This window comes from Xanthomonas sp. NCPPB 3959, from assembly GCF_056675575.1.
Window position 1 is genome coordinate 236,741 of sequence record NZ_JBWWVR010000002.1, and the last position, 23,623, is coordinate 260,363.

Annotated in this window: 21 protein-coding genes; 7 read left to right on the forward strand and 14 right to left on the reverse strand. The window is 59.8% G+C overall.

Features of this window, described 5'->3' with window-relative positions; translation table 11 throughout:
- Positions 1-54: 54 nt before the first annotated feature.
- Genes rfbD through rfbB form a run of 4 tightly spaced genes read right to left on the reverse strand, consistent with a single transcriptional unit; the run spans position 55 to position 3,512 of the window.
- Positions 55-963 (reverse strand): dTDP-4-dehydrorhamnose reductase, encoded by a 909-nt coding sequence (gene rfbD / locus AC1KVG_RS04005; RefSeq protein ID WP_481093565.1) that lies wholly within the window; start codon positions 961-963, stop codon positions 55-57.
- On the reverse strand, positions 960-1,517 hold the full coding sequence (rfbC, locus tag AC1KVG_RS04010) for a dTDP-4-dehydrorhamnose 3,5-epimerase (protein ID WP_176341604.1): 558 nt from the start codon (positions 1,515-1,517) through the stop codon (positions 960-962). Before rfbC ends, rfbD begins: the two co-directional genes overlap by 4 nt.
- Complete coding sequence (rfbA, locus tag AC1KVG_RS04015) at positions 1,514-2,401, reverse strand: glucose-1-phosphate thymidylyltransferase RfbA (RefSeq protein WP_481093566.1); 888 nt, start codon at positions 2,399-2,401, stop codon at positions 1,514-1,516. Before rfbA ends, rfbC begins: the two co-directional genes overlap by 4 nt.
- A 55-nt stretch (positions 2,402-2,456) precedes the next feature.
- Positions 2,457-3,512, reverse strand: a complete 1,056-nt coding sequence (gene rfbB / locus AC1KVG_RS04020; RefSeq protein WP_481093567.1) for a dTDP-glucose 4,6-dehydratase — start codon at positions 3,510-3,512, stop codon at positions 2,457-2,459.
- Between the two features lie 229 nt (positions 3,513-3,741).
- Here rfbB and AC1KVG_RS04025 point away from each other — a divergent pair, with 229 nt between their 5' ends.
- From AC1KVG_RS04025 to AC1KVG_RS04055, 7 genes are all read left to right on the forward strand, one after another.
- A complete protein-coding gene (locus tag AC1KVG_RS04025; RefSeq protein ID WP_104549286.1) occupies positions 3,742-4,488 on the forward strand; it encodes an electron transfer flavoprotein subunit beta/FixA family protein in 747 nt (248 codons plus the stop codon).
- Positions 4,488-5,432, forward strand: coding sequence for an electron transfer flavoprotein subunit alpha/FixB family protein (locus AC1KVG_RS04030; RefSeq protein WP_481093568.1), 945 nt, complete (start codon positions 4,488-4,490; stop codon positions 5,430-5,432). The genes AC1KVG_RS04025 and AC1KVG_RS04030 overlap by 1 nt, the downstream gene beginning before the upstream one ends.
- A gap of 207 nt (positions 5,433-5,639) precedes the next feature.
- Entirely contained in the window at positions 5,640-6,338 is a 699-nt protein-coding gene (locus AC1KVG_RS04035; RefSeq protein WP_481093569.1) for an NAD-dependent epimerase/dehydratase family protein, read from the forward strand.
- Entirely contained in the window at positions 6,328-7,278 is a 951-nt protein-coding gene (locus AC1KVG_RS04040; RefSeq protein WP_023902510.1) for a glycosyltransferase family 2 protein, read from the forward strand. The genes AC1KVG_RS04035 and AC1KVG_RS04040 overlap by 11 nt, the downstream gene beginning before the upstream one ends.
- A complete protein-coding gene (locus AC1KVG_RS04045) occupies positions 7,275-7,691 on the forward strand; it encodes a GtrA family protein (protein ID WP_023902509.1) in 417 nt (138 codons plus the stop codon). Before AC1KVG_RS04040 ends, AC1KVG_RS04045 begins: the two co-directional genes overlap by 4 nt.
- A 40-nt stretch (positions 7,692-7,731) precedes the next feature.
- Entirely contained in the window at positions 7,732-9,915 is a 2,184-nt protein-coding gene (locus tag AC1KVG_RS04050; protein ID WP_481093570.1) for a hypothetical protein, read from the forward strand.
- A gap of 157 nt (positions 9,916-10,072) precedes the next feature.
- Positions 10,073-10,519: a hypothetical protein gene (locus tag AC1KVG_RS04055; RefSeq protein WP_481093571.1), complete on the forward strand. Its 447-nt coding sequence runs from the start codon at positions 10,073-10,075 to the stop codon at positions 10,517-10,519.
- Between the two features lie 293 nt (positions 10,520-10,812).
- Here the strand turns inward: AC1KVG_RS04055 and AC1KVG_RS04060 are convergent, their stop codons facing one another.
- From AC1KVG_RS04060 to AC1KVG_RS04105, 10 genes are all read right to left on the reverse strand, one after another.
- Entirely contained in the window at positions 10,813-11,754 is a 942-nt protein-coding gene (locus AC1KVG_RS04060; RefSeq protein WP_168957158.1) for an NAD-dependent epimerase/dehydratase family protein, read from the reverse strand.
- On the reverse strand, positions 11,738-12,772 hold the full coding sequence (gene gmd, locus AC1KVG_RS04065) for a GDP-mannose 4,6-dehydratase (RefSeq protein WP_002814017.1): 1,035 nt from the start codon (positions 12,770-12,772) through the stop codon (positions 11,738-11,740). The genes AC1KVG_RS04060 and gmd overlap by 17 nt, the downstream gene beginning before the upstream one ends.
- A gap of 75 nt (positions 12,773-12,847) precedes the next feature.
- On the reverse strand, positions 12,848-13,489 hold the full coding sequence (locus tag AC1KVG_RS04070) for a glycosyltransferase (protein ID WP_255172072.1): 642 nt from the start codon (positions 13,487-13,489) through the stop codon (positions 12,848-12,850).
- Complete coding sequence (locus tag AC1KVG_RS04075; protein WP_023902505.1) at positions 13,486-15,237, reverse strand: glycosyltransferase; 1,752 nt, start codon at positions 15,235-15,237, stop codon at positions 13,486-13,488. Before AC1KVG_RS04075 ends, AC1KVG_RS04070 begins: the two co-directional genes overlap by 4 nt.
- 20 nt (positions 15,238-15,257) lie before the next feature.
- Positions 15,258-16,319, reverse strand: a complete 1,062-nt coding sequence (locus AC1KVG_RS04080) for a glycosyltransferase family 4 protein (protein ID WP_176341611.1) — start codon at positions 16,317-16,319, stop codon at positions 15,258-15,260.
- A 51-nt stretch (positions 16,320-16,370) separates the two neighbouring features.
- Entirely contained in the window at positions 16,371-18,764 is a 2,394-nt protein-coding gene (locus tag AC1KVG_RS04085; protein WP_481093572.1) for a methyltransferase domain-containing protein, read from the reverse strand.
- A 40-nt stretch (positions 18,765-18,804) separates the two neighbouring features.
- Complete coding sequence (locus AC1KVG_RS04090; protein WP_023902502.1) at positions 18,805-20,091, reverse strand: ABC transporter ATP-binding protein; 1,287 nt, start codon at positions 20,089-20,091, stop codon at positions 18,805-18,807.
- Entirely contained in the window at positions 20,088-20,873 is a 786-nt protein-coding gene (locus AC1KVG_RS04095; protein WP_481093573.1) for an ABC transporter permease, read from the reverse strand. The genes AC1KVG_RS04090 and AC1KVG_RS04095 overlap by 4 nt, the downstream gene beginning before the upstream one ends.
- Positions 20,874-20,972: 99 nt before the next feature.
- Positions 20,973-22,355 (reverse strand): glycosyltransferase family 4 protein, encoded by a 1,383-nt coding sequence (locus AC1KVG_RS04100; RefSeq protein WP_481093574.1) that lies wholly within the window; start codon positions 22,353-22,355, stop codon positions 20,973-20,975.
- On the reverse strand, positions 22,352-23,551 hold the full coding sequence (locus AC1KVG_RS04105) for a cystathionine gamma-synthase (RefSeq protein WP_481093575.1): 1,200 nt from the start codon (positions 23,549-23,551) through the stop codon (positions 22,352-22,354). Before AC1KVG_RS04105 ends, AC1KVG_RS04100 begins: the two co-directional genes overlap by 4 nt.
- Positions 23,552-23,623 lie beyond the last annotated feature (72 nt).

Consider the following 23,623-nt stretch of genomic DNA (forward strand, 5'->3'; position numbering starts at 1 on the left):
GTTTGCGGATTGTGTTGGTCGGCGCGGATGTTGCCACCAACCAGCATCGCGACTTTACTGTTTGGCAGCAGCGATTTCGGCAATCACGCGCTGCAGGCCGACTCGCCAGTCCGGCAACACAAGGTCGAAATCGCGCTGCAGTTTGTCGATCGACAGCCGCGAATAGGCCGGCCGCCTTGCGGGCGTCGGGTAGTCGGCGGTCGTGATCGGCACCACGCGCGGCGCACGCGACAGCAATCCTGCTCCGACAGCTTGTTGGAAGATCGCCTCGGCAAAGCCATGCCAGCTGGTCTGTCCTGCAGCCGTGAGGTGCCATGTGCCCGAGGTGTCGGGTGTGCGTTGGCGCAGCAACTGCGCGGTGACATCGGCGATCAATGCCGCCGGCGTCGGCGTTCCGATCTGATCGGCCACCACGCGCAGCTCATCGCGCTCGGCGCCGACACGCAACATCGTGCGCAGGAAATTGGCGCCATGCGAGGCGTACACCCAGGCCGTGCGTAGGATCAGATGCTGCGCACCGGAGGCGCGGATGGCCTCCTCGCCAGCAAGCTTGGTTTCGCCATACACGCCTAGCGGCGAGGTCTGCGCATCCTCCAGATAGGGGGCGCTGCCCTGGCCGTCGAAGACGTAATCAGTCGAGTAGTGCACCAACGGCACGTTACGGGCAGCACACCATGCCGCAATGACGCCAGGCGATAGCGCATTCGCCCGCATGGCGCTATCGCGATCCTGCTCGGCGCGATCTACTGCCGTGTAGGCTGCAGCATTGACCACCCGCGACGGGGCAATCCGGTCCAGCAAGGCTGGCAAAGCTTCCGGTGCGTCGAAGTCCGCCGTCTCGCACGCGCTGCCATCAGGCAACCGGCCGCTGCGTGTCGTTGCCTGCACCGCGCCATTGGCCGCCAGTGTACGCAGCAGTTCCGTCCCGACCTGCCCGTTTGCACCGAAGACCAACGTGGTCACGGCGTATACACCGGCAAGCGATCGACGGGCACTTCGCTAAGGAACGGTGCGTTGGCATCTTTGGCGGACAGCAATGGATCGCTGATCGGCCAATCGATCCCGATCTCCGCGTCGTTCCAGCGCACGCCAGCATCAGCCTCCTTGACGTACACGTCGGTGCACAGATAGCTGAACAATGCTTTCTCCGAAAGCACCGCGAAGCCATGCGCAAAGCCTTCAGGTATCCAGACTTGACGTCGGTTTTCTGCACTCAGCAAGACTGCGGTCCAGTGCCCGAAGTGAGGAGATCCACTGCGGATGTCCACTGCAACGTCGTAGACCTCGCCTTCAAGCACGCTCACCAATTTGCCCTGCGGGCGAGGCCACTGATAGTGCAGACCGCGTAGTACGCCCCTGGCAGATGTTGAGACGTTACTCTGCACAAAATTTGTCGGTAGGCCGTGCTGTCCGAAACGCTCCGCATTCCATGTTTCGAAGAAATAACCGCGCTCATCGCCAAAGACTGCAGGCTCGATGACGACGCAGCCGGGCAACGTCGTTTCGATCACTTTCAAGGGACAACCCCGCGCTTGGCTAATGCATTCAAATATTTTCCGTAGTCGTTTTTCAGCAGTGGCGCGGCCAGGCGTTCCAGCTGCGCAGCATCGATCCAGCCCTTCCCAAATGCGATTTCCTCCGGGCAGCACACCTGTAGACCCTGACGCATCTGGATGGTCTCGATGAAATTGGCCGCTTCGTGCAAAGACTGATGCGTGCCCGTATCCAGCCACGCGTATCCGCGCCCCAGCGGCTCAAGATGCAAGTCGCCGGCATCGAGATAGCAACGATTGAGATCGGTGATTTCCAATTCGCCGCGCGGCGACGGCTTCAAGGCAGCCGCATAGTCGCTGGCCTTGCCATCATAGAAATACAAGCCGGTGACCGCATAGTTGGAACGCGGCTTTTCCGGCTTTTCGGCAATGTCGATGACCTTGCCCTGCTGATCGAATTCGGCAACACCGTAGCGCTCCGGATCGTTGACCCAATAACCGAACACCGTTGCGCCCTGCTCGCGCACATCGGCGCGGCGCAAGGTCTCGGTCAGACCATGCCCATGGAAAATATTGTCGCCCAGCACCAGGCAACTCGGCTTGCCGTCTACGAAGTCGCGTCCGATCAGATAGGCCTGTGCCAACCCGTCCGGGCTGGGTTGCACGGCGTACTGGATATTGACGCCCCACTGCGAGCCATCGCCCAACAGCGATTGAAACAGCGTCTGCTCATGCGGCGTGTTGATGATCAGAATGTCCCGAATGCCCGCAAGCATCAGCACGCTCAGCGGGTAGTAAATCATCGGCTTGTCGTACACCGGCAACAGCTGCTTGCTGACGCCTTTGGTGATCGGATACAGGCGCGTGCCTGACCCGCCCGCCAAAATGATGCCTTTACGTTGTGTCATGAGGTACTCCTGTTGAGGCCCGCGCGCATGCGCAGGCTCTTGCAAGGGACGCGCGTTATGCCGCGGCGCCGATCCGTTCCAGACGATAACTGCCATCCAGCACGCCCTGCACCCACGCCTGGTTGGTCAGGTACCACTCCACCGTCTGCGCGATGCCCTGCTCGAAGGTGTACGCCGGCTCCCAGCCCAGCTCGTCCTTCAACTTGGACGCATCGATTGCATACCGCCGGTCGTGCCCGGGACGGTCAGTGACATAGGTGATCTGGCTGGCGCGCGGCTTGCCGTCTTCGCGCGGACGATGCTGATCCAGCAGTGCGCAGATCGCCTGCACGACTTCGATGTTCTGGCGCTCGGAATTGCCGCCCACGTTGTAGGTCTCGCCGACCCGGCCCTTGGTCAGCACGGTGCGGATCGCTTCGCAATGATCGCTGACGAACAGCCAGTCGCGCACCTGCTTGCCGTCTCCGTACACCGGTAGCGGCTCGCCGGCTAGCGCCTTGGCAATGACCAATGGAATGAGTTTTTCGGGGAAGTGGTACGGACCGTAGTTGTTCGAGCAGTTGGTGGTCAGCACCGGCAGCCCGTAGGTGTGGTGGAACGCGCGCACCAAGTGATCCGATGCTGCCTTGGAGGCCGAGTACGGCGAGTTCGGGGCGTAGGGCGTGGTTTCGGTGAACTTGCCGGTCTCACCCAGCGTGCCATAGACCTCGTCGGTGGACACATGCAGGAAGCGGACCGCATCACGGCGCGTATCCGGCAACGCTTTCCAATAGTCGCGCACTGCCTCAAGCAGGGCCAAAGTGCCGACCACGTTGGTCTGGATGAAGGCGCCAGGGCCTTCGATCGAACGATCGACATGGCTTTCGGCCGCGAAGTTCAGCACCGCGTCCGGCTGATGTTCCTGCAGTAGGCGAGTCACGAGCGCGCCGTCACCGATGTCGCCCTTGACGAAGACATGGTCGGCATTGCCTTCCAGCGACGCCAGCGTGTTCAGGTTCCCCGCATAGGTGAGCGCGTCGAGGTTGATTACGCGGATCCCGCGCGCGACCGCCTCAAGGACAAAATTTCCGCCGATAAAGCCGGCCCCGCCGGTTACTAGCCAAGTCGCCACTGTCTACCCCTCCTGGTCGCGCGCACCCGCGCTGCATTTTCAAACCACACAGGATATATGGTCCGGGCAAGACCGAGCTTAAGCATCGCCCACATCGCTGTGTCTGACTGCCGCAGCGCAGCATCCATACGCCATCGCATGGTGCGCCCTCCCCGGTTAGAATGGCGGCACTCCCGAGCCTGCCGCCGCGGCCGGGCCTTCCCGCAATAGCTGAAGGATCTCGTACACGATGAAAATCCTCGTCGCCTACAAGCGCGTGGTGGACTACAACGTCCGCATTCAGGTCAAGCCGGATGGCTCCGGTGTGGTCACCGATGGCGTCAAGCTTTCGCCGAACCCGTTCGACGAAATCGCCCTGGAAGAGGCGCTGCGCCTGCGCGACGCCGGCATCGCCACCGAAGTGGTGGTCGCCACCCTGGCGCCGGCCGATGCCGCCGCGCACCTGCGCAACGGCCTGGCCATGGGCGCCAATCGCGCCATCCATGTGGTCACCGATTCTGCCATCCAGCCGCTGACCGCCGCACGCACCCTGCTCAAACTGGTCGAGAAGGAACAACCGGACCTGGTGATTCTGGGCAAGCAGGCGATCGACGACGATGCCAATCAGACCGGTCAGATGCTCGCCACGCTGTGGGGCCGTCCGCAGGCGACCTTCGCCGGCAAGCTGGTGGTCGCCGATGGCAAGGCCACCGTGACCCGTGAGGTCGACGCCGGCCTGGAAACGCTGGAAGTGGATCTGCCGGCGGTGATCACCACCGACCTGCGCCTGAACGAACCGCGCTTCATCAAGCTGCCGGACATCATGAAAGCCAAGAGCAAGCCGCTGGAAACGCTGGCCTTTGCCGACCTGGGCGTCGATGCGCACGACAGCCTCAGCACCACCCACTACGCCGCGCCGTCCAAGCGCAGCCGTGGCGTGATGGTCAAGGACGCCGCCGAACTGGTGGCCGCACTCAAGCAAAAGGGGTTGTTGTAATGGCCAAGATCCTCGTCGTCGCAGAACATCTCAACGGCCAGCTCAATGCGGCCACCGCCAAGACCCTCAGCGCCGCGCTGGCGGTGTCGGCCGAGTCCATCGACATTGTTGTGCTGGCGGCCGATCCGGCTGCGGTTGCCACCCAGACCGCGCAGTTGGCAGGCGTCGCACGCGTACTGACGGTGACAAACGCCGCCAACGAGCACGCCGTCGCCCAGGTGCTTGGGCCGCAGATCGCACAGCTCGCCGGCCAGGGCTACAGCCATGTGTTCGGCCCCTCCACGACCTTCGGCAAGGATCTGATGCCGGTGGTGGCCGCGCTGCTGGGCGTGAACCAGATCTCCGACCTGATGTCGGTCGAAGATGCCTACACCTTCAAGCGCCCGATCTACGCCGGCAACGCGATCATCACAGTGAAAGCGCCGGCTGACCAGATCGTGGTGGCAACCGTGCGCAGCGCTTCGTGGCCGGAAGCGGCAGCCGGCGGCAGTGCGACGGTCGAGGCAGTCACCGTCGATGCCGCGCTGCCGACCCACACCCGCTTCGTCGGCCTGGCCGCAGGCAGCTCCGATCGCCCCGACCTGCAGAGCGCCAAGCGCGTGGTCTCCGGCGGCCGCGGCGTCGGCTCGGCCGAGAATTTCCAGCACATCTACAGCCTGGCCGACAAACTCGGCGCCGCCGTGGGCGCCTCGCGCGCTGCAGTGGACGCCGGCTACGTGCCCAACGAGCTACAGGTCGGCCAGACCGGCAAGATCATCGCCCCCGAGCTGTACGTGGCGATCGGCATCAGCGGCGCGATCCAGCATCTGACCGGCATCAAGGACGCAGGGACGATCGTGGCGATCAACAAGGACCCGGAGTCGCCGATCTTCGAGATTGCCGATATCGGGTTGGTGGGGGATCTCTTTACGTTGTTGCCGGAGCTGGAACAGGCTTTGGGCTAATGGCTACGCGCAGGGTTACGACGGCCGCCACAGTGGACGGTATACTGCGCCGTCAACGTGGCGGTGGCACTGCTTGCCGCTTTTTATGATGGGGGCACGCTACGGTCGGAGCGAATGCTGGCCCGGGACGATCGTATAGCGCTGGCGGCCTTGTAGTTGTCCGGCGCTGTGTAAGGACAAAGTCGATAAATGGGAAGTGGTAATTAAGTGATCATCGGTAATGGCCTGCTGGCCAGATCCTTCGCAGCAGATAGGCTCGCTGAGCTCAACGCCACGGTATTCGCCTCCGGGGTGTCCAATTCATCTGAGACCGATCCTGCGGCATTCGAAAGGGAAGCACGTCTGCTGGTCAAGGCCCTGGACGACGCGCGGGGCCGGTTCGTCTACTTCAGCACCTGCAGCGTGACAGACCCCGACCGTGCCGAAACCCATTACGTCCGTCACAAGCTGAAAATGGAACAGCTGATCGCAGAACGGGACGAGTCTCTGATTCTGCGCCTGCCTCAAGTCGTGGGACGCACCGACAACCCTCACACCCTGTCCAACTATCTCGCCAGTGGTATCCGCAACGCAGAACCATTGCGCATCTGGGTCAAGGCAGTACGCTGCCTGATCGACGTGGAAGATGTCGCCCGATTAACCCTTCATCTGGTTGAGAATCGCCTCGAGAGCAATGCCGTGCTGGATCTGGCTCCGCCAGAAAACGTCACCCTGCTCGAGCTGGTCTCGATGCTGGAGGCCACGCTGGGCAAGAAGGCAACCATCGACTTTGTGGACCGAGGAGGCGGTGCCACGCCTGATTCGGCGCCGTTTGTTCGTTATGCAACTGTCACCGGCATTGATTCCTCCCCCGGATACATCGCCAGGCTGATCCGCAAATACTACGGAACGAGCGATGCAACCTGATATTTCCGTCGTCATCCCGGTCTATGGCAGCGCCACCATCCTGCCCACGCTTGCCGAGAAACTCGAGGAGTCGCTGACTGCGCTCACCGAGAAGTTCGAAGTTGTACTGGTGTACGACTGCAGCCCGGATAGTTCCTGGCAGGTCATAACAGCCCTGTGCGCCTCCCGGCCCTGGTTGAAGGGAGTCCGGCTGCGCAAGAACGCGGGGCAGCACAATGCGTTAATGGCTGGATTCGGTGTGGCACGCGGCCGTTACATCGTCACCATGGATGACGATCTGCAGCACTCGCCCTCCGACATCGGGCGCGTAGTGGCAGAGCTGCGCAATGGAGCGGATGTTTGCTACGTGCAGTTCAAAAGCCGGCGACACGCTCTCTGGAAGCGCCTCGGCAGCCAGTTCAACGACCGCATGGCTTCGTGGCTGCTTGCCAAACCTCGCGGGCTCTATCTTTCGCCATTTCGCGGCTTGATCAGCGAAGTACGTGACGAAATATTGCGCTACGGTGGCCCCTTCGTCTATGTCGATGGGCTTATCGTCCAGAGCACCAGCAATATCACCACCATAGAAGCGGAGCACCACGCCCGAAGCGACGGCAAGTCTGGATACAGCCTGCGCAAATCAATCTCGCTGTGGATGCAGATGGCCACGAGCTTCTCGATCACGCCATTACGGGTCGCGTCGCTGACAGGAATCGTCTCTTCCGGCCTCGGCTTCCTGTGCGCCATCGTGCTGATCTTGCAAAAGCTGCTTTGGCCGCACACCGTCATCGGCTGGACCTCATTGATCGTCGCGGTATTGATCATGGGCGGCATCCAGCTACTCGCGCTGGGCGTGGTGGGCGAATATGTGGGGCGCGTGCTGCTGAACGTCAGCAATCGCCCCCAATACATAAAGGGCCAACAGCTCAACGTAGGCCAAGAGCAAGAGAACGTGCAGTGATACCGCAGCGCCACCGCGCCCTGGCCGCACGCTTTTTGCGTTTTTGCATCGTTGGCGGCGCCAGTACCGTGGCCTTCAGTGCGCTCACCTGGTTGGCTGTATCAAAGCTCGGCATGCAGCCGACCATGGCGACGGCGCTCTGCTACCTGGTGTTGGTGCCAATCAATTTCGTCGCGCACCGCAGCTTCACGTTCGTCTCCTCTGGCCATCTGAGCTCGGAAGGCTTGCGCTTCATTTTGCTGCACAGCTTCAACCTTGCCTTGTCCATCATCGGGATGGGCGTGGCTGTGAACAGTCTGCACTTGCATTACGCGTGGGGCATTGCGTTCTCGGCCGTCGTCGTGCCTGTCGTGGTATTTCTCGTGATGAATTTCTGGGTCTTCAACCGGGACCGACGTCGCGATCACGTCTAAATCCAACCTACGCCGCAACTGCAACCAAACAAGCCATCGAATGTCCAACCTCCTTAACCGCAACGACGTTTCCCAACGCACCATGCTGTTCATCGCTTGCTCCATAGCGATCGTCATGCTGCTTTGGCTTCCCTTCGGCTTCAACATGATGGGGCATATCGAGGAATGGGATCTTCTGAGCCTGTTCACTCGCCACGGCGTGTTCTACGTTGTTGGCGAGGGCGGGCCGCTTCCCACTCACCGCATGCGGCCTCTCATGCTGTTGCCGAATGCGATCGCGTACCAACTATCGCCCAATTCCTTTTTCGCCATGCATCTACTGCAGATGCTGGCCTTGGTGTTAAAGGGCGTTTGCGGCGGAATCATGGGGTGGTGGCTACTGCGCTCGCGGCTCTATGCCGTGTTATTGGCGCTGCTGGTAGTCATCTATCCCGCCGATACGATGCAGCTGTCGTTCCGCTCTTTCCATATCAACTGGTCTGTCGGGTTGGCCTTGGCCAGCGTGATCGGGATCGTGCATGCATATGAAAGTGAACGGATGGCCAGCAGGACCAAAGCGATCCTGTTGTCGCTGCTGTCCACCGCCATGCTCGTCGTCGCCACGCTGATCTACGAGTTGGCGTTGGCATACGCAATCTTGCCCCTGCTGTTGCTGTGGTGTCGGTTGGGGTTGGTGGAAACGATACGGGTGCTGTTACGCCGCTGGCACGTTTCGCTGGTCTGGTGCATCGGCGTCCTGGCTTGTGCGGCTTACATCTACTACGTTGCCAAACACGGCTCGACCTACCAGGGTGACGTGTTGAAGGGTCAGGCGGGTGGTATTGCCCTGCTCAAGGAACGCGCCCACGTGATGTTCTACACGGGCATCGGGCGCAGCGTGGTGGGCGGCTGGATCGACGCGGCGCGGATTCTCTTCGTCGAGTACCGTAGCTTCTGGTATCTCTCAGCCATTGCGTTGATGGCAGTGGCTCTGCTCCGTTACGTGCGCGAGCCTGCGTCAACGCCAACGTCGGGAAAGCACATCGGCGTACTCTGGTCGCTGCGGGTGCTCTTCACTGGCGTGGTGTTTGCTGCCGTCGGTTATCTTCCCTTTCTTGCGTCTCCAGCGCATACCAGCATCAGTCAACGCACCTTCCTTTTCGCTACGCCAGGCGGGGCACTGGCAACGGTGGCTCTGGTCATGCTCCTGTCTGGAGGGCGTCGAACCTTGGCGGTGCTGTTGGGAACCGTGCTGATCGTATTGGGCATGGCGGCGCAGATGTTCCAGTTCCATCACTACGAACAGATCTCCGATACAGAGCGCGAGGTCCTCAAGAACGTGGCGGTAAGCCTGCCGGACATTGCCAACGAGCGCGATCTCCTCATTCTCGATGGCTCCCACCGGATCAATAGCGTTTGGATGCTCCGGGAAAACATGATGAACGCGCTGACGTACTTGTACGGGAAGCCGATCAACCGGGTGCAGATCTGCAATCAGCCTGAGAACGACTGGCAACGCACGGATGAAAGAGGTCGCACCGGCCAATGTGCCGAGTACCCCGACCACTGGGAGTTCAGCTCAGGCGCAACCGTTGATGGGCCCGGCTATACGTCGCCGCCGCAAAGCGTTCTGTATCGCGCAGACAAGAGCACGACGCAGGTCGTACGCATTCCCGAAAACGGCATCGTGCCTCTGGCCAGTGCGCGTAAAGACGAGCTTTCGTTGCGCAACGACACCGTTTCGCGACGTTATCGCGCCATGCTCGCTCCGTCCCCCTGGCTTCTGGCTTTCGATCAGTTCCGCCACAGGGACCAAGAGACCAGCTTCAGGTGGGATTTCGGCCGCTGGTGGAACTTGGATGTGCCTGCACCCGGTCGAGGGTGGCAGGATGCCCAGTGGCAACCCGAAGGTTCCGCAGAACGGGCTTCGTTCTCGTGGAACGTGGTGGAGAATCCGTGGCTTCAATTCCGCCTCAAACCTGCTGGCGGGACATATCGGGTTCGCGGAAAGGTCAGGGCCATTGCGCCCGGGATACACCCCGAGCAGCTCGCCGTTTCAGTGAACGACCATGTGATCCCACTACGTTGGATCAATGCCAATGAATTTTATGGGGAATTGCCCTCGTCCTTCCTGAAGAATGGCGACAATCGGGCTACCTTCCTGCTCGCCGTCGATAATCACTCCTACGGAATCGGTATGGCTTTCGATTGGATCAAGGTCGCGCCAATAGAGTCGGCCAACTAAAAGACATGCGCACTCCTTCCCACACCATTTGCCGCCAGGATTCAAAATGATTACCGCAAACCACGGTGTTAGGGTTGCCGTGCTGGCTGCCGTCTTATGCGTGTTACTTCCTGGCTGTACGGCGAGGGAGACCGAGTCTTCCCTGGATGCCGCTTCGATGAAACCCGCCATGCTTTCGGCAGGCAAGACAGTAGGTCCTGCTGATTTGCGGCCCTTTTTGACAAATGGCTGGTCCAGCGATGAACCATTCGGAGTATGGTCCATCGGCGAAGATTCGGGGCTTTTGGTGCGAATCGAGAAATCGGCGGCAGCGGGCACCCAGCTTGTCTTGCAGGTTGGCGGCCTATGGGCTCCGCAACGCCAATCCATGGAGGTCAGCATTCGGGTCAATGGCGGAAACTGGCAGCATCAGACGCTGACAGCATCCGCGCCAGAGCCGCAGCAGATCAGCGTTGCCTTGCCAACGTTGGCGCCTGGCGATGAGGTCAGGGTCGAACTGCACTACGATCGCCCCGCCTCCCCAGTTGAACTTGGACTGTCTTCGGACACGCGTACGCTGGGCATCTCACTCAGGTCTTTGCAGCTGGCAGCCCGCACGCCCTAGCAGCCGCTGGCCATGGTTGGGCAAGCCACCAAGTGCACTTGCACCTGACTCACTAGATGTAGTTGTTGGGCGCCTCTAAACGTGGCTGACAGCGCGCGCGGTGGAGTCATTCAATTTCCAGGTCAACCACTTGGTCGTATGCCTGCCGACCAATCAACAAGCCTGCGTCACGTCAGACTCAACGTGACGCAGGCCATCTGGCCGCATCAATCATCGTACTTCAAGCTTCTCTGCGTCGGCACCGTACATACGCGCAAATAGATCACCAAGCCCAGCAAGCTGCCGAGCTTCGCTCAGCCCTCTTCCAGCATCCATTCCAGGGTTTTGCGCAGCGGCGGAGACGTCCAACTTCCTGCAAGTTCCTGCAGCAACCGGTTATCGCCGCATAGCATCTTGACTTCATTGCTACGGACGAACTTCGGATTCACCGAGACTTCCAACGAATGGCCAGTGATCTGTGTGCACAGGTCGATCACGTCCCGAAGGGAATAGGCCGTTCCGGAGCACACATTGACCGTACGACCGATGGCGTCGGATGACTGCAACAGCTTGCCGTAGGCGGATGCCACCGCCCTGACGTCGCCGAAATCACGCGACACATCCAGATTTCCCAACTCGATCCGCGGCTCCCGCCTGACAAAGTGCGAGACGATCTTGGGGATCAGGAAGTTTTCCGACTGCCCCCTGCCGGTGTAGTTGAACGGCCGGACCACGATGATGGGCAACCGACTCTGCCAAAGCCGAATCACGTACTCCATGCTCAGTTTGCTGATGGCGTAATCGTTTGCCGGCGCCGGGACCACCGACTCATCCAAGCGTCCCTCCGAGGAGTTGCCATAAACGTTGGCGCTGCTGGCGATAAGCAGGCGCCCAGGCGAGATTGCAGCCTCATCCACTGCCTGCAGCAAGTGGCGCGTACCCACCAGATTTACATTGTAGAAATCATCCGCACTGCCGTGCCCCACAAACGCAAGCGCGGCTAGGTGAATGATGATGTCCGGAGAAGTCTCTTTCAGCACCTCACGCAAAGCATCCTGATCACGCAGGTCGGCCTGGTAATGACGGTCGACCGGCGCCAAGGCGCTGGCCCAGCGCGGTGCGGGCTGATCAGACCCGCCAAGCCCCAGCACTTCGCAGCCCAGGTTTTTTAGTTCATCGGCCACATAGCGGCCGGTAAAACCGGACGCACCAGTGACCAATACCCGCTTTCCAGCAATATCAGAAGGAAGCACCACGTTCGTTCCTTTTCAGATCTGCTTCCACCATCATTTGGCAAAGCGACTCCAGGCTCGTCTCAGGACGCCAGCCCAGTACGCGCTCGGCCTTTTCTGGATTGCCGATGAGTAATTCCACCTCGGCAGGACGATGGAACTTCGGATTGATTTTCATCACCGTCTTACCCGTCTGCACATCCACAGCAATCTCGTCCACATCACTGTTGCGGAACTCGACATCGATCCCGGCGCCCTTGAACGCCATGCTGACAAAATCACGCACGGTCTCGGTGCGATTCGTCGCAAGCACAAAGGTGTCCGGCTCGTCTGCCTGAAGCATCCGCCACATTCCTTCGACATACTCGCGTGCAAAACCCCAATCCCGCTTCGCGTCGAGATTACCCAGCTCCATGCAGTCCAGCAGGCCGAGCTTGATCTTCGCGACGGAGTCGGTGATCTTGCGCGTCACGAACTCGCGTCCACGCAGTGGGCTTTCGTGATTGAACAAGATGCCGCTCGAACCGAAGATGTCGTAGCTTTCGCGGTAATTAACGGTCATCCAGTGCGCATAAAGCTTGGCCACGCCATAAGGACTACGCGGATAGAACGGCGTGGTCTCGATCTGCGGAACCGCCTGCACCTTGCCGAACATTTCCGAAGTCGACGCCTGGTAAAAACGAATATCCCGATTAACCTGGCGGATCGCTTCGAGCAGGTGAACCGGACCGATACCGGTAATCTGCGCGGTAGTCGTCGGCTGGTCGAACGAAACACCGACGAAACTCTGAGCAGCCAGATTGTAGACCTCTGTGGCGCCAGCGCTTTCAAGCATGCGGATGCTTGAACCCAGATCGGTCAAATCGTATTCGATCAGATGAAGGTTCGGGTGGGCTGCGATTCCCAGCTCCTCGATCCGCCAGAAATTGACGGAACTCGTTCGGCGATAGGTGCCGAACACACGATACCCCTTGTCCAGGAGCAATTGGGCCAGGTAAGCCCCGTCCTGACCAGAGATTCCAGTAATCAACGCAGTCTTCATTAACACAGTCTCTTATTTACGAAATAGTTCCAGTTCCAAGCCTGGCGCAGCAGGCTCGCGTCGATGGCGTTACCGTCACTGCATAGTGAGGGGCTTTCCATCCTTGCCGCAAAGGGTCGGCTTGCCCTGATCTTCGCAGCTATTAAACGGGCCGTAGTCCAAAGGCTGGATCTTGTAGTCGCTGTACCATGCGACCGCCTCCTGTACGAGACCGAAGCGCAGCGTGTTGCCTGCCACGGCCTGGGCCGGAACCTCGGCGACGACGTCAGCAGATCCGCCAGCAGGGATACCTTGCGGCGGCAGCGTAGCGCGCACGAACTCCTGTTTTACCATCGCGCCGGCACCATCAACCAGCGAGATCGCGAGGTTGACCGGCATCTTGCCTTTCGAGTTGACCGCGACCTTTCCGGTGTTAGTGACATTGACCACAACTTTCAGGATCTCACCGTTTCTAACCAGCACAGGCTCGGCCGAAACGGCATATTGGGCGCCTACTTGATCCTGCGGGATCGGGGCCGAGATGCCTTCAACTTCCGGAGCCGCCGCCGCAGCAGGCTGCTGTGCGTCAGCTACCGGCTGGGCGGTGTCGTTCGGGGATTTGGAGCAGCCAGTAACAGCGATCGCCGCAGCCAGCGCGATAGCTGCGCCAACGACACGACGGGATTTGTTCATTTTTTTCATGATTGGGGACTTTTTGTGGATAGATAAGATTTTCATGGCGAGGCCGCCTCTACTTGCACGCTGGCCCGCGCAGGCGTGAAGCCCTTGTACTTGAACCAGCAGACAGATTCTTGAACGAGATCAATTTCCAGCTGATACTCCCCAGGAACGTCAGGCGCACGGATAATGATCTCATGGATACCGGATGACGACGGGCGTACTACATCCTCCAGAAAATGACGGGCCTGCTCGACCTGCTCCAGCGAAGGGTCGGACGAATGCCAGAAGTAGCCCAGATATATTCCAAAGGGCTTGATAGTGTGGTCGGACGGGCTGAGCCAGGGGAAGTCCCCCTCATTGGTAAGCTGAACGCGCAAGGGAATCACGTTCGAGGCCTCCACGACGCTGATATCAGCGTCAACAACAGCTGCGGAACCCTGGAATGCCGTGTCAGGCAGGGGCTCTGTATAAGGATACGGCCCGACCGTCTCGCCGGTGATCCGCGCATGCGAGTCCAGCTTCTGGTCGTCAAGAACTGCCAACGCCGCATCCACCCAGCGATCCCCCTTCAGGCCGGCGCGAACGTCGATCCGCTGCAGCTCACTGCCGAGCGGGGAGTTGGCGTCCACCCTCATGCTCGCTATCGCGTCTGCCACCCTGTCGCGGAAATCGGAGAAGACGCGATGAGTGCGCAACAGCCGCGCATACTGCTCCGCCGCAGCAATGGGGGCCAACGAAGGTCGTCCTGCCGAATCGGCACATTCCTCTGCCCAGCGGGCATACGACTCGGGATACTGCGCTAGATGCAGCAGCAGTTCCGCCAGCGCGATCACACAGTCATTGTCGGGAACGATCTTTTTTACACATCCGGGAAGCTCGGCATACCAGCCATGGTCGGACACGATTGTCGGAAGTCCGGCCTGCATGGCCTTGGAGACCACAGCAGACGCTTCGCCCATGGTGGGCTGCCGCAAGGCGATCATCAGGTCGGCCCGTTCGAAGACCTTCCAGAAATTTTCGTCGTCGACACGGCCATGGTTGATCAATCGAACGTTACGTAGCCCTGTCAACGCCTCAAGCTGGCTCGCCACCGCAGGCTCGACATCTCCTGCGATCTCCAGCGTGAGCGGCTCGTCCAGCGCCTCGTCGATCATGGCCAGTGCCTGCACAACCCAATCAAAGCGGCGGTTTACCTGACCTCCGCCAAGAAGCGCGATGGTATTCAGCCGGCCGCGGACGCGGTGGGGTGCCACTATCGGATAGAGCTGCGGCACCACCGTGATGGGGAGCCAAGGAAAATCCTTTGCGATCCGGTCCGCAGAGTACCGGGAATGCACGACCATTTCGGTCGCATACTGGGTTGCCACCTGATGCAGCGGATAATCAACCACCTGGGCGCGGCTCCATATCGGCGTGCCGATACGAAGAGCCACCGTTGCGGCTCTGACCTGCGATGTTGAATGCCACTTTTCCAGCAAGCCACCGTAACTGGCGCTGTCCAGTCGCCCCGCATCGCTCAATACGCCAGCCGCCATATGGTGGAGCACCAGGTCATGCAAATGCACGATTCCGGGCACGGCTGCCATGAGGGGAAGCATCCAGCCATGGAACGTCGGGTGGTTTCCCATCTGATACACGACGGCGTCTGCCGCGCGCAGACTGGCAACGATCTGCGACGCGCCTTTCTGCTCGACATCCGCAACAGTGACCGTCTCAACCGACAGGCCACAATCACGCAACATGTCGACCAGGCCAGCCGCGTACTCGGCAATGCCGGACCGATCAGGGGGCTGGGGCCCGACCATTGCGACTCGGAACGGAGCACTCAAAGCCTGCTCTCCACGAGGTGACGGATCACGCGGTCCCAGGTGATGGTCTCGCTGAGGCGATGTCCTTCCTCAGCCAGCACGCGAAGCTGGGCGGGTGTCTTGGCATAGCAGTCCAGCAGGCTCTCGGCAATGGCCTCCGGTGTCGGAGCGGTCACCCAGCCGCTGCCGGTGGACCTCACGATACGGCACACTTCGCCGCTGTCATCAACGGTAATCACCGGCTTATGCGCGGCGAAACTTTCGAGAGTCGCGAAACCATAGTCCTCGTCGACTGGCGAATAGAACACCGCACGGCAATTGGCGATCAGCTCGAGCAAGCGGACATCTTCGATAAAGCCGGCCAGCTCGACCCTGTTTTCCAGGCCCAGCTCGCGCACCAGCGGGGCCAGTGAGCGGGCGTAGTCGCTTGCACCGGTTCCGGCGATGACCACCTTTGCATGTGGTACGTGCTGGGCTGCCCGGATCAACAGGTCCGGCCGCTTCATCGATTCAAGACGACCGATACACAGTACGAAATCCCCGTATTCGCCCGACTTGATGTGTGGCGCCAGCTTGGACGGCGGATACAGCACTTCCGAAGACAGGCCGCAATACTGCTTCAGCCGGTCAGTAACCGTCTGGGAAATTGTAAACCGCGAATCAATGTCGGACAGCATCTCCTTGTCCGACAAACGCAATGCATCGCGCACCGCAGAATCCCTGCTGCTCAAATGGGGCTGATCGAAGCGCGTATGTGCGAGGTCGTAAAGCACCCTGTGCTGGTGCACAAGCCACAGCGTCTTGTTGGCATGCGACGCAGCGTAGGTCGGAAACTTGGTGCAGATGCACAAGTCAATCTTCTGCCCGTTGGCCTCGCTGAGGTCCAGCAGCCGCCAGGAAAGCATCGCAGAGAGGATCTCGGTTTCCGGATACCACTTATAGGGTAGTTGCACCAGCTCAGCGACGACCTGGCGCTGCTTGCCCCACAGATTGATCTGACGCACCAACTCTTCATTGAGGAGCTCGGCGCCTCCGCGAACAAACGGCACCTGCGCGCCAAGTACGATAATTCTTTTCAAAACTGAGTCCCCTTTCGATATTGCCCTTGCCACTGCGATGACTTCCGTGAATTACTGCTCGGGTTTCCTTACTCGGCGCCCGATTTGGTCGAGCGCGGCCAGCCGCTTCTCCAGCGCAGCATCAGCAGGACTTGGCAGGTCCTCGCCATAAGCGATGGCATTGGTCGGTTCCGTCTTTCTGGGCACCATCTGTGCCAAAGGTTCATCTCGCCTGAGCACCTTGGTGGTCACCCATCTCAGCGGCGCAGTAACGCGCCACGAACGACTGGTATGGAAATCGGCAATGAGCCCCTCTAATCCACCGACAATGTACTCAAGTTCGCGAATCCGAGCACGCGACGTTTCCACGTCCTGATTGCGCTGCGACAGATTGGCCTGCAGCTCATTCAGCCGACGCCGATCGTGTTCGCCGGATGTTTCGGAGCGCTCAATCCGCTGCAGGAGGGAATCCACATTGGATTGAAGCTCCACAACCTTGGCTTCCAGGCGTTCATTGGACAACCGCTTTTCAGCCGCTTCTTCCTGCAACTGGTCTCGTTCCGCCGTCAGCCTGCCGACATCGGCTGCCAACAACTCCGCGAGCTCGCGGGCGCGCTGCCGTTCTTCCAGCTCAACCTCAAGTTCGGTGATGCGACGGGAGAGCTCCAGGTTGTTGGCCTCGAACGTTGCAGCGCGCGCCTGCAGTTCGGCGGCCTGTTCGCGGAACCCGTCCCTGCCCGCCTCAGCCTCAAAGGCTCGACTCTCCATTGCCGCTGCCTGCTCACTCAACTGGCCAGTGCTTTTTTCCAGGACTTTCGCACGCTCCTCGAGCTCTTTCGCGTGTTCTTCGAGTTCCTTGGACCACTCGGCCATGCGCAGGCTGTTCCCCTCCAGATCGTGATAACGGTGAGCCGCCATCTCGATCTCGGCCTGAAGCGCGACAAGCTTCTCCTGTGCCTGCTGCGAGTCGTCGAGAACGCGCGCCAGCGAAGACTCGCTTGCCATCAATGCGGCGTGTTCGTGCTCGCTCTGTGTAGACAGTGCACGCACATATCCGCTGTAGGTGCGCAGGGATCGCTGCAGGTACTGATAGATCGACATCCACTCCGGCACTTCATCGGATACCGATTCCGGCAACGCCAGATTGTCCTGTAGCTCCTTGAAGGTCCAGTGCGTCTGTGCTCGCCCGAACAAGCGAATGAATGCATTCCGATACCGGAAAGGCAGCGACATCAGGTCCAGCGCAGGCTCTCGGCTCGGGCTGGTAGGCACGATGTGACGTTCGAGAATCTCCTTCACAGTAATCAGGAAAGCCAGCAGCGGATCGTCCAGCCAGGAACTATCCGTCGCTTCGGAAGAAATGGCACCGTAATCAATCAGGACAGCATCCCCGTCCCGGGTCATGAGCACGTTCCAGCAGCGCACATCGTTGTGATACAGACCCGCGCGTTCAAGCGCCACGAGCTGATCCAACAGTTCCGATACGACCCGGTCGGCATCGTAGAGCGTCTCGTCGTCAATCAGCTCCGACAGCAGGCGCCCCTTCATCATCTCCCTGGCAAGGAAAAGGTCGGAGCGGTCATCCAGCGCTGCAATCAGCCGGGGAGCACGATAACCGTCGGGTGGGTTTCGAAGAAAATCGACCTCATTATGGAACTCCTTGAGATTGATCTCCGCGCGGTCTCCCATGCCGAGCGTCATCTTCTTCACAAACACGCCGTCGCCGAAGTAATAGCGCCTGCTGTATTGGTGGGTGCCCCTGCCATGGGCATGCGATTCGCCTGACCACGAATTGAATTTCCCAACGACCTCGTCCACATACCACAGCCTGCTGCTCGCAAAATACAGCGGCCGCGCGATCGCCGACAGGTGAGTCGTCTGCCGGGACAACAACCGGGTAAAGGAATAGCCAGCGAGCAGTTCCGCTGGATCGCTAGGCAAAGAGGCGGCCCAATAGAGCGGCTCCTCGCGCAAGGCCATCTCAAAGATGCCCGCTTCGGTGGAATCGGCAAGCTTTTGACACAACCTGCGGACGCGCTCAACGCCCTGGGCATGCACCAGGTGGTGGAACACGCTCAGACCCAGCACCAGGTCGTATTCCCTGTCTTCAAGCCGCTCGATCACTTCCTCGACCGTTGCATGTTCGAAGCTGGCTTCAAGTGCAGGGTTGTCGCTAGCAAGCGCTTGGCACAGCGCAATGTTCCGATCAAGGAAATCCACACCATGCACCCGGTGGCCTTCGGCGGCCAGGCTCAGGGAGAAAAAACCCTGAGCACAGCCGAAGTCGAGCACGCGGAGTGGGCGTCCAAGCGCGTCATGCATTCGCTTCGCGCATTGGGCAATCAGCACGAGTCTGTCTTCGCACCCCCTTGAGCTTCCCTCCGAAAGTTCCGGGTGCCCGAAGATCGGCTGGTACTTTTCCGGCAGCGCCGTCACCAGCGCGCTGATACTTTCTGATTCGGTCATGACTCTTTGATCTTTGAGTTGATATGAAAACGCCAGAAGCTCATGCAGATGCCTCCACGATCTCGAAATCTGCCTTGAGGTCCATCATTCCCCAGAACAACATGGCTCTGGCGACATCGAGCACGATCGAGTCATAACGTCTGTCCAATGGCACCAATTCGGTCAGCGGGTCGCCACTGGACACGCCCAGCGACACCAGATAATTCGCTTCATTCAGGTCCAGCGGCATGGTGAACTTGCAGACGATTACATCGCCAGCCTTGACGGCCATGCCTACTCTTCCCTCACTGGACAGGAAGGAGTTGGTCCCGTACAGAAATAATCCTTCGAGCGTTTTTACGAGAAAGCCTGGAACAACATTATCGAAATCGCGGTCAAACGCGATCTTCACATAGAACGCCGTCCTTGAGCCGCTCTCCAGCCGCGGCGGAAACTCCTGCCCTTCGCTGACAACCACGTAATCGAGGATTCTTGCGCCACCATGTCCCCAACGGTGCTCATTTGCGTTGTAGTAGGGCCGGGTGTGAAACACATCTTCGCTGCCGCCGGCCATCGCCTGCGGCGCGTCCTTGGTATCGGCCTGGAGTGAGGCGGGCTTCTGACCAAACAGCTCGTCCAGATAAAGATTGGATACATCGCGGGAGGGTCCGTCGGCATAAACCCGGCCTTCCTTGATCAGGATTGCACGATCGCAATGCTTGACGATATCACCCGCCGAATGGCTAACGAGAATGAGGGTCGTGCCTTCGTCCTTAAATGACTGGATGCGTTTGAAACATTTGGCCTGGAAGTACGCATCGCCCACCGACAATGCCTCGTCGACAATCAGGATGTCGGGACGAAAAGCAGTAGCAACGGCGAAGGCAACACGCACCTGCATGCCGCTGGAATAGGTACGCACCGGTTCATCAAAGTACTCTCCGATCTCAGCGAAATCCTGGATCTGTGGCAATACTGCATCGATCTGATCGCGCGCGTATCCCATCAGGCCTGCGGAGTGGCGCGCGTTCTCCCGCCCACTGAGCTCAGGATTGAACCCCATGCCAAGTTCCAGGATCGCGGCAATACGCCCGCGACGCACGATTCGCCCCTCGGTAGGCTGGGAAGTTCCCGTGATCAGCTTGAGCAGCGTGCTTTTGCCGGCACCATTGCGTCCCATGATGCCGATCGACTCGCCGGCAGCAATCGAAAAACCGACGTCTCTCAGAACCCAGTGCTCCTCGCGTGGCTTGACCTGCAGACCGAACCAGCTGGCGGCACGCAGCCATTCGCTGCCCCAGACGCGATAGGATTTCCCCAGTCCTTCAACCGTCAACATTGCGCTCATAGTGCATCCACCATTTCCGCACTCGCGCGGCGGAAGACCACCAGAGACAAAGCGCCCAGTACCACTGTCGCCCCCATCAACGGGACAAGGCCCATCCACTCGGGAGAGCGTCCGTAAAGCAGGACCTGCTGATAGGCGCTGACGAGCGGGAACAGCGGGTTGAGCTTGAACAGTTGCTGCGTCTGCTCGGGGAGGATATCGATGGTGTAGACGATAGGTGTCACCCAGAACATCGCCTGCAGAACGACCGGTACAACTTGCCCAATGTCGCGCACGAAGACATTGAAGACGCCAAGCAGCAGTCCGATCGACATTGCAAAAGCCAGCGTCAGCAGCATCAGCAGCGGCAGCCACGTTGCTTGCGGCCCCAACGTGTGCCCCAAAATAGCGAAAACGATGAAGATCGCCAGGAATAGCAGAAGGTTGTTCACCATAACGGTGCCACCTGCAATGAGCGGAAGACAGATCCGGGGAAAGGCCTGCTTCTTCATGAGATTGCCGTTATCCACAAACAACGAAGCACATTTACCGATGCATTCGGCAAACAGGGTCCAGCAAAGCGTTCCGGCCATCAGGTACAGCGCGTAAGCAAACTTGTTGTTGACACCGGGCAGCTTCGCCGCAAGAACCTCAGAGAGGATCGTCGCAAAGATCAGTACCTGCATGAGCGGATGGATGATCATCCACAATGCGCCCAGCTTGCTCTGCACAAAACGGAGACGCAGATCGTTCCTGATCGACGACAGGATGAAGTAACGGAAGGCCCATACGGACCGGATCATGTCCAACGTTGCTACCTCAGAAATTGTTCAGCACTTTGTTGAAGCAGGTGCACGCAAATCGCTGCATGCCTGGTTAAGGCCACAATGTTGCCTGTGCGGTCAGTCCATTACTTCGGTTACTTCCGCGACCCTTGCCAACAGGTGTCGCGCCGCACGCTCTGGTGAAAGTCGCAAGCGGATATCGTCTCTTGCCGCCATGCCCAGAGCGCGCGCGCGCTCTGGATCGTCGGCAAGGCGACGCATGGCATCAGCTGCACTTTCAATTCGCGGCTCGGCCCAGCGCGCGCCGTTCGAATCGGGATACTGCCCGGCAACTGAGACCAAATCGTACTCTACAAGACACGAGTTGCTCTCGGTCATGAATTCCATATTGCCCGACCATCCGGTAGCAATGACGGGCTTACCCAGCGACATGCACTCGGCAAGACCCAGTCCGAAACCTTCAGCACGATGCAACGAAACATAGACGTCGCAGCATCGCTGAAGTGCACGCACATGCATTTTGTCGATCACCTCGTCACGTAACAGAATCCGTGAATCTCCCATCACAAGTGTGAGGAGTTCACGCATCTGATCGAGGTGCATGTGGCCGTTGCTTGACTTCAAAACGAGACGAATATCGTCACGGTCGCGTGGGAATGCCTGTTGAAATGCATGCACAACGGCTTGGGGATTCTTTCTGGTGACAAAAGAATGAAAGTCGAAAGTGAAAAGAAAGACGAACTTGTCGACTTCCAGCCCGAAGTCATGCCTCTGCAGGCCACTATCGCGGCAGTCGGACAACGGCAGAGGCAGCCGCATGATCGGCTTGTCTGTGATGCGTCGGAAGGCGTTCTCGATGAACTGTGAGGCAACCATGATCTCGTCCACTAGCGCGATGGCACCTAGCCAGCTCTGGGGAACCACTTCAAGCTCCCAGAACCAGCAGGCGATCACGTAGTGCCCCTTCATTCTCGCGCGACCGACGTGCTCGAACGCGGCCTCCAGGTAGTCAGGATTCACGAACACGACGGTAACCCGGTGCGGCATGTGCTGATCAATGAAGCCGTCCATGCTCCGGTCCTGGCAGGAGTGTGGCTGCCCTATTTCCAGGTCATACAACGACACTGGAACCCCTGCATTGATGAGCGCGCGCGCATACATCCTGGCACTCTCTGCCAACCCGAACTCGCCGCGGATATAGCCAAGGATATTGACTCCCGCTGACGCATCGAACGTGGGCGGGGCGCTCTCTTTCTCGACCCGCCAAGACGCATCGTTGCCGGTTGGGGCTTGCTCCCAGGCATCCGTGCGCTGGAAGCGCGTCCGGACGATGGAGCGGGCGGACAGAGCTGCCGATACGCGATCGCGCAAACTGCGCGGAAACAACCGATAGATGCCTTGCAGCCAGGACTGCTGACGTACCCATGCCTGCAAGTGAAGTCCTGCCAGCCCTGTTCGCCAGGAAGCAGAGATGCCCTGACGTTGCGGAGACGCCGTCATGGAGAACCGGAAGCCTCGAGCGCACGCTCCAAATCCACCTTCAAATCCCCAACATCCTCAACCCCCACACTCAGCCGCACCAGCGCATCACTGATACCAAGCTGCGCGCGGCGCTCTACCGGAATGGAGGCATGCGTCATAACCGCAGGATGATTCACCAGACTTTCCACGCCACCGAGCGACTCGGCCAGGGTGAAGAGTTCAGTGCGTTCGCAAAAACGCTTGGCCGCATCGAAGCCGCCCTTAAGGACGATCGAGACGATGCCGCCGAAGCCGGACATCTGCGTCTTCGCCAATGCGTGCTGCGGGTGCGAGGTGAGGCCGGGGTAGATCACCTTTTCGATCGCGGGGTGGGTTTCCAGCCACTGCGCCAGCGATAGGGCGTTCTCGCAATGCGCGCGCATCCGCAGCGGCAGGGTCTTGAGGCCGCGCAGGGCGAGGAAGCTGTCGAACGGACCCTGGACGCCGCCGATGGAGTTCTGCAGGAACGCCAGTTGCTCGGCCAGTTCTGCGTTGTCGCCGACCACCGCGATGCCACCGACCATGTCGGAGTGACCGTTGAGGTACTTGGTGGCCGAGTGAACGACGATATCGGCGCCCACGCTGAGCGGGCGCTGCAGCATCGGCGAGGCGAAGGTGTTGTCGACCACGATCAGCAGGCCGTGCTTGCGCGCGATGGCGGCAATGGCGGCGATGTCGACCAGCTTGAGCATCGGGTTGGTCGGGGTTTCGATCCACACCATCTTGGTGTCGGGGCGGATCGCCGCTTCGAAGGCGGCCGGGTCGGTCAGATCGACGAAGCTGAAATCCAGGCCGGCGGTACGGCGGCGCACGCGCTCGAACAGGCGGAAGGTGCCGCCATACAGGTCGTCCATCGCCACCACGTGGCTGCCGGCATCCAGCAATTCCATCACCGTAGAGGTGGCGGCCATGCCGGAGGCGAACGCGAACGCACGCGTGCCGCCTTCCAGCGACGCGACGCAGCGCTCATAGGCAAAGCGCGTGGGGTTGTGGGTGCGCGAGTACTCGAAGCCCTGATGCTCGCCCGGGCTGGACTGCGCATACGTGGACGTTGCGTAGATCGGCGGCATCACCGCCCCGGTGCTGGGATCCGGCGACTGCCCTCCATGGATCGCCAGCGTGGCAAGCGAGAGTTCGCGCGCGCCATCGTGGCTGGTTGTGGTGCGATTGGACATGGAGGTTCCCGGAAAAAGTGGCGAATTGTAACAAGCAGGTCTGAATGGCCGGTGCCGCGCGTCTCATACGGG